The 14245-nt window shown below is 59.6% G+C and carries 14 protein-coding genes and 1 pseudogene; 10 read left to right on the forward strand and 5 right to left on the reverse strand.

What is annotated here, in order from left to right:
* Positions 1-35: 35 nt before the first annotated feature.
* Together murJ and FB472_RS07800 are read right to left on the reverse strand one after the other, a co-directional pair.
* Complete coding sequence (murJ, locus tag FB472_RS07795; RefSeq protein WP_141990425.1) at positions 36-1727, reverse strand: murein biosynthesis integral membrane protein MurJ; 1692 nt, start codon at positions 1725-1727, stop codon at positions 36-38.
* Positions 1720-3420 (reverse strand): DUF6049 family protein, encoded by a 1701-nt coding sequence (locus FB472_RS07800; protein WP_141990426.1) that lies wholly within the window; start codon positions 3418-3420, stop codon positions 1720-1722. Before FB472_RS07800 ends, murJ begins: the two co-directional genes overlap by 8 nt.
* A 129-nt stretch (positions 3421-3549) precedes the next feature.
* Between FB472_RS07800 and FB472_RS07805 the strand changes: the two genes are divergently transcribed.
* The 8 genes and pseudogenes from FB472_RS07805 to FB472_RS07840 all read left to right on the forward strand — a co-directional run bounded on the left by FB472_RS07805 (position 3550) and on the right by FB472_RS07840 (position 9791).
* A complete protein-coding gene (locus tag FB472_RS07805; RefSeq protein WP_141990427.1) occupies positions 3550-4974 on the forward strand; it encodes a CCA tRNA nucleotidyltransferase in 1425 nt (474 codons plus the stop codon).
* A 149-nt stretch (positions 4975-5123) separates the two neighbouring features.
* Positions 5124-5486: pseudogene (gene rpsF / locus FB472_RS14565) on the forward strand (30S ribosomal protein S6); the annotation flags it as partial.
* Positions 5487-5689: 203 nt separating this feature from the next.
* Positions 5690-6196: a single-stranded DNA-binding protein gene (locus FB472_RS07815; protein ID WP_021810721.1), complete on the forward strand. Its 507-nt coding sequence runs from the start codon at positions 5690-5692 to the stop codon at positions 6194-6196.
* Between the two features lie 46 nt (positions 6197-6242).
* Positions 6243-6506, forward strand: coding sequence for a 30S ribosomal protein S18 (rpsR, locus tag FB472_RS07820; protein WP_021810722.1), 264 nt, complete (start codon positions 6243-6245; stop codon positions 6504-6506).
* Positions 6507-6518: 12 nt separating this feature from the next.
* Complete coding sequence (gene rplI, locus FB472_RS07825) at positions 6519-6971, forward strand: 50S ribosomal protein L9 (RefSeq protein WP_141990429.1); 453 nt, start codon at positions 6519-6521, stop codon at positions 6969-6971.
* 397 nt (positions 6972-7368) lie between these two features.
* Positions 7369-8757, forward strand: coding sequence for a replicative DNA helicase (dnaB, locus tag FB472_RS07830; protein ID WP_141990430.1), 1389 nt, complete (start codon positions 7369-7371; stop codon positions 8755-8757).
* A gap of 143 nt (positions 8758-8900) precedes the next feature.
* Entirely contained in the window at positions 8901-9545 is a 645-nt protein-coding gene (locus FB472_RS07835; protein ID WP_141990431.1) for a DUF308 domain-containing protein, read from the forward strand.
* Positions 9546-9791: a hypothetical protein gene (locus tag FB472_RS07840; protein WP_141990432.1), complete on the forward strand. Its 246-nt coding sequence runs from the start codon at positions 9546-9548 to the stop codon at positions 9789-9791.
* A gap of 235 nt (positions 9792-10026) precedes the next feature.
* Here FB472_RS07840 and purB read toward each other — a convergent pair whose 3' ends face one another.
* Entirely contained in the window at positions 10027-11418 is a 1392-nt protein-coding gene (gene purB / locus FB472_RS07845; protein WP_141990433.1) for an adenylosuccinate lyase, read from the reverse strand.
* Positions 11419-11426: 8 nt separating this feature from the next.
* The gene (locus FB472_RS07850) at positions 11427-11939 is read right to left on the reverse strand and encodes a low molecular weight protein-tyrosine-phosphatase (protein WP_141990434.1); all 513 of its coding nucleotides are present in this window, start codon (positions 11937-11939) and stop codon (positions 11427-11429) included.
* A 125-nt stretch (positions 11940-12064) separates the two neighbouring features.
* Between FB472_RS07850 and FB472_RS07855 the strand changes: the two genes are divergently transcribed.
* Positions 12065-12325, forward strand: coding sequence for a hypothetical protein (locus FB472_RS07855; protein WP_141990435.1), 261 nt, complete (start codon positions 12065-12067; stop codon positions 12323-12325).
* A complete protein-coding gene (locus tag FB472_RS07860) occupies positions 12315-13742 on the forward strand; it encodes a hypothetical protein (RefSeq protein ID WP_141990436.1) in 1428 nt (475 codons plus the stop codon). The genes FB472_RS07855 and FB472_RS07860 overlap by 11 nt, the downstream gene beginning before the upstream one ends.
* 28 nt (positions 13743-13770) lie before the next feature.
* On the opposite strand, the gene FB472_RS07865 is transcribed toward FB472_RS07860, so the two are convergent.
* Positions 13771-14166 carry a phage holin family protein gene (locus tag FB472_RS07865; RefSeq protein ID WP_141990437.1) on the reverse strand — a complete coding sequence of 132 codons (396 nt, stop codon included), beginning with the start codon at positions 14164-14166 and terminating at the stop codon, positions 13771-13773.
* Positions 14167-14245: the final 79 nt, after the last annotated feature.

Here is a 14245-nt window from a genome sequence, read left to right on the forward strand (position 1 = left end):
GTTCTTCGGCGACCAGCAGGTGAACTCTAACGAAGTTAACGGCGGCGAAGGAGGCGCGACGCTATGGGGCGCGCGAAGGCGAAGAACTCGGCGTTCTTCGTGAGCGCAAGCACCGCCCCGTAAACAATGAGCATGCCGCTACCCGCCAGCGCGATAGAAACGAAACCACCCAAAAAGCTGGAAACAACGAAGGAATCCTCCCCGAATCCGCCCAGCAGCATCAGGATGCCGAAGCCCGCAGCCGCGGCAGGCAGCATTGCCGCCAGAAACCACAGCGCACGAAGCACGAGGGGAAGCAGTAAGAACCCGGGGACACGCTTGCGCACCACGATCAGCGCAATGATGGTTTGAATCGTGCCAGCAATGCTGATCATTGCCGCCAAACCCATCGCAATGCGGTCAAGGGGCAACGTTGACACGTAGAGGGCCCCGGCAACATAGAGAAGCACTTGAATCGTCTGCAGGATGAACGGGGTCCGCGTGTCTTCGAACGCGTAAAACACCCGCTGCAATACATACATGATGCTGAAGGGCACGAGCCCGACAAGGTAAAGGATGAGAACTGCGGCCAAAGAGGATAATTCGGCGTAGTTGGTGGCGAAGAGAGCACTAAAGGGAAACGCGATTACCATCAGGCCAACGGCCGCGAACATCAGCAGCATCAGAATCGATCGCAGGGCCGCCGACACGTCATCGCGCATCGACGACAGATCTCCGTCGCGCGCATGACCGCTCATGCGAGTGAAATAGGCCATTCCGATCGACACGGCAATGACAGAGTGCGGGAGCATGAAGATCAACCAGGCCGTCGTGATGACGAAAACCGATGCATCAACACCCGAGGCGAGGCTCGCAATCTGAGTGCCGATAGCGCCACCGACTTGCGTGACGAGAATCATGCCAAAAGTCCACGAGGCGGCTTTCCCCGCATTGCCGAGGCCCACACCGCGCCAGCGAAACTCGGGACGATACCGAAGCCCAGCGCGACGCCAGAAAAACGCCAAAAGCGCTGCCTGAACGGCGACACCGAGTGTGGCGCCGCCGGCAAGCACGGCGACCATCTGCCCGGTCCAGTCCTCCGACGAGAAAAGGGTGACGTTGCCAAAGAGAAACTGAAACACGAGGAGCCCGGACAGCATCACCAGGTTGTTGGCAACAGGAGCCCAGGTGAATGGCCCAAACTTGCCGCGAGCGTTGAGCACTTCACCGAGCATTGAGTACAGCGCGTAAAAGAGAATCTGCGGGAGGCACCAGTAGGCGAAGGCTGTAGCGAGAGCGAATTCTTCCGGCCCGAAATTGGCGCTGGCGCGTGCATACACCTGCACGAGAAGCGGCGCACTGAAAGTCGCCGCAACCGTGATGATGAGGAAGATAACTATGCCCAGCGTCACCAAGCGGTTGATGAACTTCTGCCCGCCGTCTTTATGAAGAGCAGCCCGCACGATTTGCGGCACGATAACGGCGCTGAGAATTCCGCCGGCCACGATGGCATAGACCGCTTTGGGCAGCTGGTTGGCAATGGCGTACGCGTCGGCAGTTCCGACGAGACCTAGAGTTCGGGCAAGGACTATCGCACTGATGAATCCGAGGATGCGAGAAACCAGAGTGCCCGACGCGAGCAGCGCGCTCGCTCGACCGATGGTGGAGCTCTTCTGGGTAGGAAGCGACCCCGCAACGGGAGGGCCGCTGGGCTCAGGACCAACCTCAGGGCCGGTCTGATTAGTCATCGACAGGCTTTCGACGGCGCACAATGCTGCGGACAAATCCCACGCTGAAAATCACGACAACGAGGGCGGCGAACGCGAGGACAATGAGCGTTTCCCAGCCTGCTTGAACGTTGATCTTGCTGACCGTGCGTGTGCCAATCTCCAGACCGGTGCTGCTGGTAAGACTGATTTCGACATCCACGACACCATTAGAAAGCGACTGAACCGGGATGTTGCCCCGAGCCTGCGAGTTTGCTTCGATCGTGAGTTCCACCCGTTGGGCCCCCACCGCAAGGAGACCGGTTCGGGGAGAAACAGTGATGTATACTGTTACCGGCTGATTGAGGGCGTTACTGACGGAGACCGGTAAAAAGCTGTTGTCGGCCAGTAGGAGGAAATCGCTGGACTCGACGACCGTAACTGCGGCGCGCAGGTCACGAGAATCGGCCAAGAAGCTATTGACCGTGGCCAGCCAGTCGGCTGAGGCATCATCGCCAGAGGCATCAACTGAGTCGCTCGGAGCATTTGTGCCCAGAACGTCAAGCAAAGCAAGTCGGCGCGCAGCAATGAGAGCCTCCGGGTCGGCCGCGATCGAGAAGAAGGTGCGCTCTTCCTGGGTCGCCGCCAGAAGCTGGCCGACATCGTTAATCCGGGCCTCACTCTGAGGGAGATCGGAGATGGTCGCCGCCGCCGGCGTGGCCGAAGCCAACGTGGTGAGAGGAACGAGGGTGATTGACGGGCTTGAGCTGAGACTCGCCAGCGCCGTGTCCAACCGCGCAGAGCTGAGTTCGAGCGAGTGGTCGATCGTGATCAGAACCGAACCGGTCTCCGCTGCCTGCGACGCGCCAGCGGCAAGCACAGAGGACACCAGTTCAGCCTCAGCCGCCGGAACGTCTCGATCGAGGGTGGAACCGAGTGCCTCATCCATTGCGGTGGATGCGGCCGAATCGGCGATCAGCGCCGTCATTCCATCGATCATGACCACAGAACCGGCACCGGGATCTCGCGACACATTTGTTGACGACAGCACAGTGGTACTGAAGTTGGCCGCGGCCAATACAGCAATATCGTCCGCCACAACAGTGTTGGACCGCGGCCTCACGAACCCGTCGATCGCGTAGTCCCACGCCACCAGTTCTCCGGATGTCGGGTACGGGGGCACCACGTCGGTTCCGACATCCATTGGTGCCTGAGTTTCGGTGGTTTCTGACTCGTCCGCTGCGGCAAAGTTCGCCGGATTCAGCGCAAAGTCGAAGCTAATCGGGCCAAGAATCTCTTCCCGGCCCGTTTGAGTAACCAAGGTCGGGTCAGAATTGGCATACGGCAGCGGAACGACCTCATTGCTGATGAGTGACAGCCGCTCAAGCCAACCGCGTGCAGATTCGGGGGCGCTTGTGCCCAGCACCCGAATAGAGGCCACAATCAGGGGGTCAATGGCGACGGTGAGAGCTTTGCCGGCGACAGCATCCAACTGGCGTGTCAGCAAGCCAGAGGGCCCCGTATAGTCGGTCAACGTTTCAGCGGAGAGCAAACCGCCACTACCGCTCGGCACGGTGAGAGGCGCAATGATGGAAACCTGAGTGGCGACAGAGGCAGGACTTACCGCTGCAATCTCGGCGGCACTCGGAGCGGCGGCACTCGGAGCTGCGGCCGCACCACCTGCGGCGACGCCGAGGCTGAGACCGAGCGCCACGGCGGCGCTGAACACTCTCATCCGCAAGGGTCGACCCCGTACTTTCGCTCGGCCAGCATGGTGTGAGTTTATTCTTCCTTGTTGAATGGTGGGTGCGTTGTGCCGCATCGGGCGAACTGTGGTCTCAGGTCGTGCAAAACTAGTCCCACTATGGAGAGTGTTGCCGACGCAATTGAGAGTCTGGGAAATCTTGCCGACTCTAAGCCCGTAGCCACCCTAGCGGCGCGATTCGCGGCCGAAGGATTCGAACTCGCGCTAGTGGGCGGACCGGTTCGCGATGCGTTCCTGGGCCGGGCGGTCACCGACCTCGATTTTGCGACCAATGCGAGCCCCGACGACATCATGCGGATCGTTACGCCGATCTCCGAAGCGCAGTGGGATATCGGCCGCGATTTCGGCACAATTGCTGCTCGTATTGACGGAGAAACGGTAGAAATTACCACCTACCGGGCCGACAGTTATGACGGTGAAACCAGAAAGCCCGTGGTGGTTTTTGGTGATTCTCTCCAGAAAGATCTCGAACGCCGCGATTTTAGTGTGAATGCGATGGCGCTGCGGCTGCCCGAGCGGGTACTGGTTGACCCGTGGAATGGTGTTGCGGATCTGCTGAGCAAGACGCTCACGACGCCGGGTGCGCCTGAGTTGTCGTTTGGCGATGATCCGCTGCGGATGATGCGGGCCGCACGATTCACCTCACAACTGGGCTTCACTGTCTCCCCCGATACCGTTCGCGCCATGACCAAACTTGCGCCGCGCATTGACATCGTGAGCGTTGAGCGTGTTAGTGATGAGCTCACGAAACTGTTGAAAACGGATGACCCGGTTGCCGGCATCCGCCTGCTGGTAGAGACGGGGCTTGCCGAGCATGTGCTCCCTGAGATTCCTGCACTGAAGCTTGAAGTGGATGAGCACGCCCATCACAAGGATGTCTACGAGCACTCTCTCACCGTGTTGCGTCAGGCCATTGAGCTTGAGAAGAGCCGCCCCAGCATTGAGGGCCCAGATCTCGTGTTGCGGATGGCCGCCCTGTTGCACGACATTGGCAAACCGTCTACGCGCAAAATTGAGCGAGGCGGCGTGGTCACGTTTCATCATCACGATGTTGTTGGAGCAAAGCTGGCGACCAAGCGATTGCGCACGCTGCGGTTCGACAAAGAGACCATCACGTCGGTTGCGCGTTTGGTCGAACTGCATCTGCGTTTTTTTGGCTACACCGAGGGTGCCTGGACTGACTCGGCTGTGCGTCGCTATGTTCGGGATGCCGGAGCGCAACTTGAGCGATTGCACATCATCACGCGGGCCGATGTCACCACTAGGAATGTGCGCAAAGCGGACCGCTTATCGTTTGCCTACGACGATCTCGAAGCACGTATCACTGCGATTGCCGAGGCAGAAGGAATCGCCGCAGTTCGCCCCGACCTCGATGGCGAGCAGATCATGGCGATTTTGGGAATCAAACCCAGCCGCGATGTAGGGGACGCGTACAAATTTTTGCTCGAGCTGCGCTTGGATGAGGGACCGCTCGGTGATGAGGAAGCAGAGAAGCGCTTGCGCGCCTGGTGGTCAGAGCGCTAGAGGGCCGCTCGTTCAGATTCGTCTTGAGTATTGGCCGCGGTTCGCACTACAATAGGTAGGTTGTCTAACTGCCTTCTGGTGGTTCGGCACACGTCAACACCCTCCTGTTACAGATCGTCTGTAACCGCTAGTCCGAAGGAGGTGGGTTTATGACGCATCAGTACGAACTCATGGTTATCCTCGATCCAGAGATCGACGAACGCACCGTGGCTCCCAGTCTCGACAAGTTCCTCAATGTCATCCGTAATGACGGTGGCAGCATCGATAACATCGATATTTGGGGTCGCCGTCGCCTGGCCTACGAGATCAACAAGAAGACCGAAGGCATCTACGCCGTCGTCAACTTCACCGCAGAGAGCAAGTCCACAGACGAGCTCGACCGCCAACTCAAGCTCAGCGAAGCTGTCATGCGCACCAAGGTGCTGCGTGCTGAAGCTGGGTTCGCTCAGGTAGCTGAAGCCAAGAAGGTTGCTGAAGAGAAGGCTGCCCGCAAGGCTGCTGCTCCAGCAAAGACTCCTCCTGCTTCGAAGGCCCCTGCTGCTGCCAAGGCTCCTGCTGCTGCCAAGGCTCCTGCTGCTGCAACTAAGGCTCCGGCCGAAGAAGCGAAGGCTCCTGCTGCTGCAACTAAGGCTCCTGTCGAAGAAGCGAAGGCTCCTGCTGCTGCACCCAAGGCTCCTGTCGAAGAAGCCAAGGCTGAAGCGGAAGCAGAGTAGTCGTGGCCGGCGAGACAGTCATTACGGTCGTGGGTAACCTCACGGCAGATCCTGAACTGCGGTACACGCAGGGTGGACTTGCTGTGGCTAACTTCACCATTGCCTCAACGCCGCGCACCTTCGATCGAGCATCGAACGAGTGGAAAGACGGAGAAGCACTCTTTCTCCGCGCTTCGTGCTGGCGTGAATTCGCCGAGCACGTTGCGGGAACACTGACTAAGGGCAGCCGCGTTGTCGCGCAGGGCCGCCTTCGTCAGCGCTCCTACGAAACCAAGGAGGGCGAAAAGCGCACGAGTATGGAACTGGAGATCGACGAGATCGGTCCCAGCCTTCGCTATGCGACCGCGCAGATCACCCGTGCGCCCCGCGACAGCTCGGCTCCTCGTGCAGCCCAGCAAAGTGGTGGACAGTCGTCGTCTAACGACGAGCCGTGGGCGGCTAGCGCTCCTGCAGCATCTGGTGACGTGTGGAACACCCCCGGCAACTACTCCGACGAGACGCCTTTTTAGGCACTCGACGTTTAGCCTTACCGAATTATAGAAAGAAGTAACACTCATGGCAGGAAAGAGCAGCGGCGACCGCCGCAAGCCCATCCGCAAGGGCAAGGACGGCAAGACCGCCGCACCAGCCAAGTCGATCCGCGTTGGCGTTATCGATTACAAGGATGTCGCGACGCTTCGTAAATTCATCTCCGAGCGTGGAAAGATCCGCGCCCGTCGTATCACCGGTGTTTCCGTTCAGGAGCAGCGTCTCATCGCCACGGCCGTCAAAAACGCTCGTGAGATGGCACTGCTGCCCTACGCCGGCGCAGGCCGTTAAGGAGCCACCGACATGTCTAAGCTTATCCTCACGCACGAAGTGACCGGTCTCGGCGCTCCTGGTGACGTCGTTGACGTCAAGAACGGCTTTGCTCGCAACTACCTCATCCCCCAGGGCTTTGCCGTGGCGTGGACTCGGGGTGGCGAAAAGCAGGTCGAGGCTATCAAGGCAGGTCGCGCTTCGCGCGAACACGCCACTCTCGAAGAAGCGCAAGACCTCAAGGCTCGCCTCCAGGCGACCAAAGTCAAGCTCACTGTGACCGCAGGTCAGGGTGGACGTCTGTTCGGTTCTGTGAAGCCCGCACACGTGGCAGATGCTGTCGCGGCCGCCGGTCTTGGCGATATTGACAAGCGTAAGATCGAGATCCCCACGGCAATCAAGATTGTTGGTGACCACGAAGCAACGATTCGTCTGCGTGACGACATCGTTGCAACGATCACTCTTCAGGTTGTTGCTGGCAAGTAACTAACGTTCGACAAGGACGGCGGGCCATTCGGCTCGCCGTCCTTGTGTTTTCAGCGCTCTTGTCAAGTGTTTTATGCACAGCAATATTAAAAAGATCAGAACCCTAAAGCCCCGCTTTAGACATGTTTTTACACACTGTGTGTGGAATATAAAACTGCTGGTCAGAAGCATTTTTTTCGGAATAGTGGTGTGAGTTTCCACAGTTGTTTCCACAGTTTGCCCACCACACTTCCGGCGTTTCGCCTGAGTTGTGCACAGCACTATCCACAGCCCCGGTTGTGGCCCTCCGACTCGGCTTCGTAATGTGAACCAGCCTTGAAGCGGGTACCACTGTGGAGCCCGCCCGAGTGTCGGGGGCTGCCCGTATAACTGTGGGTGCCCCACAGGGAGGAAACGTATGTCAATAGCGCACTTGGGTCTCGCCGGGGACGAACGCAAGTCGGGTGACTCACGCGCCGGATCCCGCGGAGATCGTGTTCCTCCCCACGACCTGCTTGCCGAACAGAGTGCCATCGGTGGCATGCTCCTCAGCAAAGATGCCGTGGCAGATGTGATCGAAGCTGTTCGTGGCGGAGACTTCTACGTTCCTAAACACGAAACCATTTTTAATGCGGTGCTCACCCTCTATTCGCACGGGGAGCCGACGGATGTCATCGCCGTCACCGACGAACTAACCAAGACCGGAGAGCTCTCCCGCGCCGGGGGAGTTGAATATCTGCACACCCTCACCGGGCTCGTGCCGACCGCTGCCAACGCCGGTTTCTACGCCAACATCGTCGGGGAGAAAGCGGTGCTGCGCCGCCTCGTCGAAGCAGGAACTCGCATCGTGCAGATGGGGTATGCCAGCGAAGGCGAAGTTGTCGACCTGGTGAACAGCGCCCAAGCAGAAATTTACTCGGTCACCGGTGGGGTCGAAACCGAAGACTACGTGCCCCTAACAACCGCCGTCGAAAGTGCTATCGACGAAATCGAAGCCGCGCGCGGACGCGATGGGCAGATGATCGGTGTCCCCACCGGGTTTGCCGAGCTCGATGAACTCACCAACGGACTACACCCCGGTCAGCTGATCATTTTGGCCGCGCGACCGGCGATCGGTAAATCGACGCTGGGGTTGGACTTCGCTCGCGCAGCATCCATCAAACATGATTTGCCGTCGATCGTCTTCTCACTAGAGATGGGTCGCAGCGAGATCGCCATGCGACTGCTGTCAGCCGAAGCGAGCGTTCCCCTGCAGCACATGCGCAAGGGTTCCGTGCACGCCAACGACTGGACCACGATCGCGCAAACTCGTGGCCGCATCAACGACGCGCCCCTGTATATCGACGACAGTCCCAACATGACACTGGTAGAAATTCGAGCGAAGTGCCGCAGACTCAAGCAAAAAGTTGGACTGCGCATGGTAATCATCGACTACCTGCAACTCATGACCAGCGGCAAGCGCGTTGAGTCGCGTCAGCAAGAAGTGAGCGAGTTCTCGCGTGCTCTCAAGCTGCTCGCCAAAGAACTCGAAGTTCCGGTGATCGCTATCTCACAGCTGAACCGTGGCCCCGAACAGCGCGCCGACAAGAAACCTGCCCTTTCTGACCTTCGTGAATCTGGTTCTCTTGAGCAAGATGCCGACATGGTGATTCTCTTGCACCGTGAAAGTGCCTACGAAGCAGACAGCCCGCGTGCCGGAGAAGCCGACCTCATCATTGCCAAGCACCGAAACGGGCCCACGCGCACGGTTACCGTAGGATTCCACGGACACTTCTCGCGTTTCGTGGACCTGCCGCCCGGCTCCTAGCGTTTCCCGGCCGGCCGACTGCGTGGTTGGCAGCGCGCAGGCCTGGCTGGCCGCGCGGCGGAAGAAGCGGGCCGCACCGATCTTGGTGACCCGCAATCGGCCTACACTAGAACCAACCGCTCGTTCAGAAAGAAGGCGATCGCTTGACTAGTGCTCACGCTGAGCCACTGCCATCAACCACTGCGTGGTACGTGCCGTTAGCCCGCGCTATCCCGGCCCTTGTTCTCGCAATTGTTGTAACATTTTCTGCGGACCACTCCGCCAGGCTCGGGCTGATTACGCTCGCCAGCTTCACCCTTGTTGCTGGCGCCGTCATTCTCACCGCCAGTGTGCTCTCGCCCCATCGCGGCACCGCACGCACTCTGTCGATCATCCAGGGTGTGGTGACACTCGTGACCGCGATAGCAGCCTTCGTTGCCACCGGCGGCGGACAGGCCTACTTCTTCTTCGTACTGACGGCGTTCGCTGCGATCACCGGTTTTCTTGAGCTCTATCTGGGGCTCCGCAGTCGCGGGCGCGATGGGTCATCGCGCGACTGGGTGTTTGCCGGAGCACTCACCGCGCTGCTGGCTCTGGTTGTGCTGCTCGTGCCGCCGGGATTCAGCCAGCCGTACACCGGGCCCGACGGAATTGACCGTGAACTGACCGCATCCATTGTGGTAGTCGGCCTTCTCGGAGCTTATTGGGCCATCCTTGGGGTGTACCTAGTGATTGCTGCACTCTCACTCAAGTGGAGCAAGAAGGATCACGCCGCGGTCACCGCAGCTGTGCAACAGAAAGAGGATTAGGTGGATTCCCCCAACAAGCGTGACCGTACGCGCCCCGCTGAGATGCTTGGCCTCTCGGGAATCTTTGCGGTATTTATGGGTCTCGTCGTGTGGATGTCAACCCGCGACCTGATGCTTGGCCTGATCTTTGCCGGAATTGCTTTCATCGTCACGCTCATCGTCATTGCGATGCTCGCGCTCGCCATTCGCCCCGACAAAAACGAACTCATCGACATGGACGAGCAGGATCGCGACGCCGCGCACTAGTTGCGCTAACGCTCACGCGCTACCTCGAGGAACGCTCGGGTGGTCAGCGGCAGCATGCTTACCGCACTCGCGGGAGACCACGGAAATTCAGGAAAAGCCGGTGCGCCGGTGCGCAGGTCAGGCGGAATCGGCCGGAATCCTCGAATTCTGATCCCCCGCGTCGTCGCATATTCCTGAATTTCCGCAGTGGGAAGGGCGCACAGCTGGGGTTTCCCGTCCCTGTGCAGGGCGCGAACTACTCACTGTCGCCCAAGAAGTCGACGAGGGCGCTGGCGAGCCCCACATAGGTGGCGGGAGTCAGGGCCTGCAAACGTGCTTTGGCATCCGCACCAATGTCGAGACCCGCGATGAACTCGCTGAGGTCGACGGAGTTGATGCGCTTGCCGCGCGTGAGCTCCTTGAGAATCGCATAGGGGTCGCTGATGCTGCTGCGACCCGCGGTGACTTCGGCGCGGATCACGGTCTGGATCGCCTCCCCCAAGATCTCCCAGTTGCGGTCGAGGTCTGCATCAAGGGCGAGCTGATCGAGGGCAATCTCGCGAAGTCCACGCTCAATGTTGTCAAGAGCGAGCAGCGAGTGACCGTAGGCCACCCCGACATTGCGCTGGGTGGTGGAGTCGGTGAGGTCGCGCTGCAGACGCGAGGTAACAAGAGTCTGGGCAAGCGATTCGAGCAGTGCGCTCGAAAGTTCGAGGTTGGCTTCCGCATTCTCGAAGCGGATCGGGTTGATCTTGTGCGGCATCGTGGAAGAACCGGTCGCACCGGCCTGCGGAATTTGGCGAAAGTACCCCATCGAAATGTAGGACCACACGTCGGTGCAGAGGTTGTGCAGCACCCGATTAGCGTGGCTTGTGGCCTGGTATAGCTCCACTTGCCAGTCGTGTGATTCGATCTGCGTTGTGAGCGGGTTCCAGCCGAGCCCGAGGGACTCCACGAACTCTTTCGACAGCGCTGGCCAGTCCTGACCAGGATCAGCGGCAAGATGGGCAGCAAAGGTGCCGGTCGCTCCGCTGAACTTACCGAGATAGCTGATGCCCTCAATGCGGGTGAGGAGGCGTTCGAGACGGTAGACGAAGACCGCAAACTCTTTACCCATCGTCGTCGGAGTCGCGGGCTGACCGTGCGTGTGAGCGAGCATCGCGCTGTCGCGCAGAAGCTCAGCCTGCGCACGCAGCGCAGTGAGCAGAATACGGAACTTGGGCAGCCACACTTCGCGCACTGCATTCGAGATGGTGATTGCGTAGGACAGGTTGTTGATGTCTTCGCTTGTCGCAGCGAAGTGGGTCAGTTCGGCGATCGAGGTGAGGCCAAGTTCGTCGAGCTTGGCGCGCACAAGGTATTCGACGGCCTTGACGTCGTGGCGAGTGGTCGCTTCGAGGCGAGCGAGCTCGTCGATCTGCTCCTGCCCGAAGTCGGTGGCAAACCCACGCAGTGCTGTGATCTGTTCAGCGCTCAGCGGGTGCGAACCGAACAGGCTTTTGCCGGTGAGGAAGATCAGCCATTCGACTTCGACGTGCACGCGGGCGCGGTTGAGGCCCGCTTCTGACAGGTGCTCCCCCAGTGCAGAAACGGCGGGACGGTAGCGGCCATCGAGAGGGCTCAGCGGTTGAACGGGCAACGGGCTCATGGGGCTCCCTAGTTAATTCCTGGTGTGATTTGACGAAATAATGAACCGCAGGCCCGCTCGACAATTCCCAGCACGTGGTCGAAAAGTGCGGCATCCGAATAATAGGGGTCTGGCACGTCGAAAAGCGGAGCGAGGTCGCTATCGAAGCTCAACATGGTTTGCACTTTTGACCCGTCTTGGTTGTTCTGCGCCCAAGATCGGAGAATACGTTCTTGCCCTCGGTCAAACGCCACGATGAGGTCAAGCTTGCCGAACCAGGCGGGATCAAATTGGCGGGCACGATGACCAGATCCATTGTAGCCTCGCGCTGCCAGAGCGGTGATGGTGCGATCGTCGGCGGGTTCGCCCACGTGCCAGTCACCGGTGCCAGCTGAGGTCACAGCGATCCGGTGGCCGAGCCCCGCTTGGGCGACAAGGTGCGTGAAGACAACTTCGGCCATGGGGGAACGGCAGATATTGCCGGTGCACACAAAACACACCTTGAAGGTCGTCGAGTCGGAGAGTGCACGCTCGAAGGTCATGCTTCATTGTGTCGCAATTTCGACTCCTCAACAGAGGAGGTGCAGAGATTCGCTTCCCCGATACCGGCGGGCGAACGAAACGCGCAGTGCTGTTTGGCGAGAGTGGTGAGGTCGAAAGGCGACCAGTGATCACTTCCCTAGATGCGACGGCCCAGCTCGCACTCCAATTTCAGGCGCAACAGTTGCGCATAATAGGCGAGCGACTCAGCTATGTGCGGGCTTTGCTTCCCCTCGAGAGCATCGATTGGCGGGGGCCAGCGCAACAGCGATTCGAGGAGGGCGTGCTCGAAATTCACCGCGATCTGGCTCGAACTCGCGCCCTCATTGAGCGTATTGAGAGCCGAACGATGAACGCCGCGAGTCAGATGAGTGCCCGTGTCGGATGAACTGATCGTCTCGGGCGGTGGCAGCTATTCGATTGCCACCGACGAGATGCTCAGCAGTGCCGGTGAGCTTCAGCGAGCTGCAGACATGACCCGAGATATTGCGGGTTCCATTCAGATGGTGGATGACCGGCTCACCGTTGAGCAGATGGAATCGTGGGGCATCCCGGCCGGTGCGGCCCTCGTTGAGGGTGATCTCGATTGCGTTTACGTCGACCTTCACACGATTGCGCAGCGAGCGGAAGAGTTGAGCGGGCTCATCCGTCTTGCTGCTCAACGGTATGGGTGGACCGAAGCCTTCACCGAAGCTGCCATGCGCGAGGTCTCGGCTGATGCTGCAGCGCTGTTGGGGTTCCTTTTCCCGGTGTGGGCGGCGGCGTTTCTGCTGACAAATCCGGTGCTCCCGATCGTGGCGGGCATCGCGGTTGGTGCTTACCTTCGGGGCGGCCCGAGCAAACCACCGCTCAGCCCCGAACAGCTCTCGACTGCGCTGAACGCGCTCATCAGCGACCCCGCATTCGTGTTGGCACTCCGACACGGGGTGATGTCGGTTGATGAGTTTCTCGCTGGCGCAGCGGGGCTCCCTCCCCATGTGGTGTCGGCACTGAGCGCCGCCGGGTTGATCGGTTTGGGCACTTCGGCCGGGCTCATCCAAAAAGCGGGTGGCCTCGGGGGTGTGCTCGAAGAAACCCCGGTGAAGCAGGTGAGCAAGACAACGCCGGCACCTGTGGCTGCACCGCAGTCCTCGACCGAACGGGTGAACCGAATCCCTCAGCCAGACGCCGAACACCCTGAACAGATTCGAATAGAAAGCTACGAACTCCCGGGAGGAGATCTGCACTTTGAGGTTTATGTTGCCGGCACCCAAGACTTTGCGTTCTCCGGCTCAGACCAGCCGTGGGATTTCACGAGCAACGTTTCCAACGCGGCAGGCTCAGACGCTGGGTCCGTGGCCGCAGTTCACTCCGCGATGCAAGACGCGGGCATCACTGCAGAAAGTTCGGTTGGTTTCACCGGTTACTCCCAGGGTGCCGCCACGGCAGCCCGCATCGCGGCATCCGGGGAATACAACACGACCGGGGTTTTCACGATTGGGGGCCCCACCGGGCAAATTCCTCTCCCCAACGATGTTCCCGCGGTCTTTGTTGAACACACCGACGACCTTGTGGTGGCATCGGGCGGGTTGCAAGACAACAAGAATGTGCTCGTAGTGGAGAGGCAAGCATTTGGAGAACGTAGCCTGCCGGAAGGTGAGGATGTTCCCGCCCATCAACTGAGTGAATATGCCGAGACTGCGCGCCTCATGGACGAATCAGACAGTACCGAAATTCAGAACGCGACGAACAGCATGGCAGAGCAGAGTCGTGGCGCAACAACCGCAACGGTCACCTCGTACGAATATGTGCGCGTGCAGCCCTAGGGCGACGCGGTCGGCTCAGCGCGAGGTGCTAGTTCTTTTTGCCAACAATGGGGCGCACCAGAATTCCAATGAACCAGCTGATGAGGCCCAGAACGAGAGCACCCAGAACTCCCCACCAGAAACCATTCACGACAAGCCCAAACCCGAAGAAGCTTGAAATCCAGCTCACCAGCAGCAGAAGCAGACCATTGACCACCAGCGCAAGAAGGCCGAGGGTGAGAACGTAGAGCGGAAAAGCAACGATACGAATCAGGTTGCCGAGGACGCCATTAACAATTCCGAAGAGTGCCGCAACCATCAAAAAGGTGAGGACGGTCTCAAGGGTGCCGCCCGGTTCGAAAGGAATCAACTCCACACCGGCGACAAGCACCGTAGTCAGCCACAGGGCGAGGGCGTTGATCAGCAGGCGCACAATGATTCTCATGATTCAACTATGCACCCCCTCGCCCCAATTTGTCGTCTCGGCGAAACAATCGTGCAGGCTGACGGCTCTAGGCTGGGTA

Origin of the sequence: Rhodoglobus vestalii, assembly GCF_006788895.1 — a bacterium.
Lineage (GTDB): Bacteria > Actinomycetota > Actinomycetes > Actinomycetales > Microbacteriaceae > Rhodoglobus > Rhodoglobus vestalii.

What these genes read in the sequence shown, in the direction of transcription:
- murJ (WP_141990425.1), bottom strand. Translation starts at nt 1,727, where the DNA reads ATGACTAATCAGACCGGCCCTGAGGTTGGTCCTGAGCCCAGCGGCCCT.
- FB472_RS07800 (WP_141990426.1), bottom strand. Translation starts at nt 3,420, where the DNA reads ATGAGAGTGTTCAGCGCCGCCGTGGCGCTCGGTCTCAGCCTCGGCGTC.
- FB472_RS07805 (WP_141990427.1), top strand. Translation starts at nt 3,550, where the DNA reads ATGGAGAGTGTTGCCGACGCAATTGAGAGTCTGGGAAATCTTGCCGAC.
- rpsR (WP_021810722.1), top strand. Translation starts at nt 6,243, where the DNA reads ATGGCAGGAAAGAGCAGCGGCGACCGCCGCAAGCCCATCCGCAAGGGC.
- rplI (WP_141990429.1), top strand. Translation starts at nt 6,519, where the DNA reads ATGTCTAAGCTTATCCTCACGCACGAAGTGACCGGTCTCGGCGCTCCT.
- dnaB (WP_141990430.1), top strand. Translation starts at nt 7,369, where the DNA reads ATGTCAATAGCGCACTTGGGTCTCGCCGGGGACGAACGCAAGTCGGGT.
- purB (WP_141990433.1), bottom strand. Translation starts at nt 11,418, where the DNA reads ATGAGCCCGTTGCCCGTTCAACCGCTGAGCCCTCTCGATGGCCGCTAC.
- FB472_RS07850 (WP_141990434.1), bottom strand. Translation starts at nt 11,939, where the DNA reads ATGACCTTCGAGCGTGCACTCTCCGACTCGACGACCTTCAAGGTGTGT.
- FB472_RS07865 (WP_141990437.1), bottom strand. Translation starts at nt 14,166, where the DNA reads ATGAGAATCATTGTGCGCCTGCTGATCAACGCCCTCGCCCTGTGGCTG.